General features: G+C 72.7%; 3 protein-coding genes. All 3 read left to right on the forward strand.

All coding sequences use genetic code 11. The annotated features are described in order from the left end of the window. Window positions 1–1048 (forward strand): glycosyltransferase family 2 protein (locus tag FNH05_RS35770; protein WP_144593269.1); only part of this gene is annotated, 1048 nt, incomplete at its 5' end. 34 nt (window positions 1049–1082) lie between these two features. Continuing rightward, on the forward strand, window positions 1083–1448 hold the full coding sequence (locus tag FNH05_RS35775) for a hypothetical protein (RefSeq protein ID WP_144593270.1): 366 nt from the start codon (window positions 1083–1085) through the stop codon (window positions 1446–1448). Beyond that, the coding region (locus tag FNH05_RS35785) for a lipopolysaccharide biosynthesis protein (protein ID WP_246128141.1) at window positions 1445–2753 on the forward strand (1309 nt) is incomplete at its 3' end. The genes FNH05_RS35775 and FNH05_RS35785, both read left to right, overlap by 4 nt.

Here is a 2753-nt window from a genome sequence, read left to right on the forward strand (position 1 = left end):
GCGCCACGGCGTGGTCCGGCTGGACGGGGTCACCCCGCCCGGCGCCGCCGCCACGCCCGCCCACACCGGCTTCGAGCGGCCCCTGATCAGCGTGGTGATCCCGACCGCCCACCGCAAGCAGCAGGCCCTGGGGAGCGTGCGCGCCGCCAAGGCCGCCGGTTACCCCCGGCTGGAGATCCTCGTGGTGGACAACCTCCCCGGGCCCGACGGCGACGCGTGGCTGCGTGCCGAGGTGGAAAAGCTCGGTGCCCGCTACCTGGCCGAGCCGCGCAAGGGGGTGAGCATCGCGCGGAACACCGGCGCGAAGGCCACCTCCGGCGACTTCATCGCCTTCCTCGACGAGAACATCAGCGTCGAGAAGGGCTGGTTCGACGCGGTGGCCGAGGAGTTCGCCACGGATCCCGAGGTCGGCTGCGTGACCGCCATGGTGCTGCCCGCCAGCCTGGAAACCGACGCCGAGGTGCTGTACGAGCGGCTCAAGGGCTACAGCCACACCGTCCGCAGGCAGCGGCTGGACCGGCGCACGGTGCGCGAGGACCCGCTGTACCCGCTTTCACTGGCGCGCTACGGCCCCGGCAGCTGCACCACCTGGCGCCGCACCGCCTTCGACGCCCTCGGCGGGTACGACCCGCTGCTGGGGGCCGGTACCCCGGCCATGTCGGGGGAGGACCTCGACCTGTTCGTGCGGCTGGCCAGGATGGGCGGCACGGTGGTCCACACCCCGCACGCGGTGGCGCGGCACACGCACCGGGCGGACTGGCTCGAACTGCGCGAGCAGATGCGGGGCTACGGCGTCGGCCTGTCGGCGATGCTGCTGCTTTCGGTGGTGCGGCGGCCCGTCACGGTGTTCTCGATCCTGCGCAGGCTGCCGCGCGGCGTGGCCCGTCTCGGTGCCCGCACGCCGGAACTGCCGCTGTCGGACCGCGCCGCCCGTTCCCGCCTGCGGCAGCTGCGCCGTGACGAGCGCTACGGTCTGCTCGGTGGTCCCGCGGCGCTGGTCAGGGCGGCTTCCCGGCACCGGTTCGACGCCGGTTCCGGCCATCGGTAACCATGGTCGCGACCAGCAGAGAGAGGGGGCCGGAGTGCTCGAGCAGCTCAGAACACGGAGATTCACCGCCTACGGGTTGCTCGGGGTGTGCTTCCTCACCGTGCTGCTGGTACTGATCGGCATCTCCACGCCCGTCCGCCTGGTCCTGGTCCTGGTCTTCGTCTGCACCCTGCCGGGCTGGGCGCTGATCTCCTACGTGAACGTGCGGCACGTGTCGGTGACCTGGATCAGCGCCATCGGCCTGTCGCTGGCGGTGAACCTGGTGCTGGCCCAGCTGATGGTCCTCACGCATGCCTGGCATCCCGAGGCCGCGGTCGTCGGGATGGCCGTGGCGAGCTCGGCGCTGCTCGTGCACCACGTGCTGCGCAGCAGGCCGCCGCGTGAGGACGGTGCGCGGTGACCCGACCCACCGAGAGCACCGAGAGCACCGAAAGCACCGAAAGCACCGAAAGCGCCCAGAGCACCGAGAACACCGAGAACACAGAGAGCGCTGACAACACCGAGAGCACCGAAGCGGCCCGGTCCGCCAGGGCGAAGGGCATGTTCGCCGACGGGCTCGCGCTGTCGTTCAGCACGGCGTTCAGCGCGCTGGCGGGCATGATCGGCTGGATTCTGGCCGCCCGCCTGCTGCCCGCCGCCGACGTCGGGCACACCTCCGCGTTCGTTTCGGCCATGCTGCTCATCGCCGGGGTCGCCGAACTCGGTCTCGGGCCCGCCGTCCTGCGCTGGCTTCCGCTGTCCGGACGGCACCAGCCGCAGCTGCTGCGCCGCACCTACCTCGTCGTGCTGCTGGGCGGGCTGGCCGGGGCGCTGGTGTTCCTCGCCGTGCCCCCCGGCGGGGACGTGGTTTCGCGGGTGCCCGCGGGGGCGGCGCTGTTCGTTCCCGCGACCGTGGCGTGGACGGTGTTCCAGTTCCAGGACTCCGTGCTGACCGGGCTCGGCCGGTCACGCTGGGTCCCGGTGGAGAACGGCCTGTTCAGCCTTACGCGGCTGGTCGTGCTCGTGGTGGCGGCCCCGCTGGCAGGCGCACTCGGGCTGCTGCTGTCGTGGATGGCGCCGACCGTGCTGGCGGTGCTCGTGGTGACCGTGCTGATCTTCCGCCGGGCCCGGCAGGCGCGGGGGGAGGGCAGGCTGCCCGACCGCCGCGAGATCCTGCACCTGCTCGCCCCGACCTACCCGGGCACGGTCTGCGTCGTCGCGCTGTACAACTTCGTGCCGCTGGTCATGCTGCACCGCTTCGGCGCCGAGGCCAACGCCGTGTTCTTCGTGGTCTGGACCGCGATCAACGCGCTCGACCTGGCCGCGTCGGTGTTCGTCAACCCGCTCGTGGTCCGGCTCGCCGCCGAACCGGAGCACGCCCGCCACCTGGTCGGCCACACCGCGCGCAGACTGGCGCTGGTGTTCGTGCCGCTGGTGCTGGCGGGCGGCCTGCTGGCCGGCGTGCTGCTGCTGGTCTTCGGCAAGCAGTACACGCAGGGGGCGGGCCTGTTCCGCGTGCTGCTCGCCGCGCAGCTGCCGCGGCTGGTCGTGGTGCTCGGCGTCGCGGTCCACCTCGGCGCCGGACGGGGCCTGGGGGTGGCGAAGCTGCACGCCGCGACCGCCGCGCTCGCCATCGGCCTGGCGCTGGTGATGCCCAGCGAGTTCGCCTTCGGCCTCGGCATGCTGGCCGGGCAGGCGGTGCTCGCGGCCGTGGTGCTGCTGGACT

It is taken from the genome of Amycolatopsis rhizosphaerae (assembly GCF_007713715.1).
Classification (GTDB): Bacteria; Actinomycetota; Actinomycetes; order Mycobacteriales; family Pseudonocardiaceae; genus Amycolatopsis_E; species Amycolatopsis_E rhizosphaerae.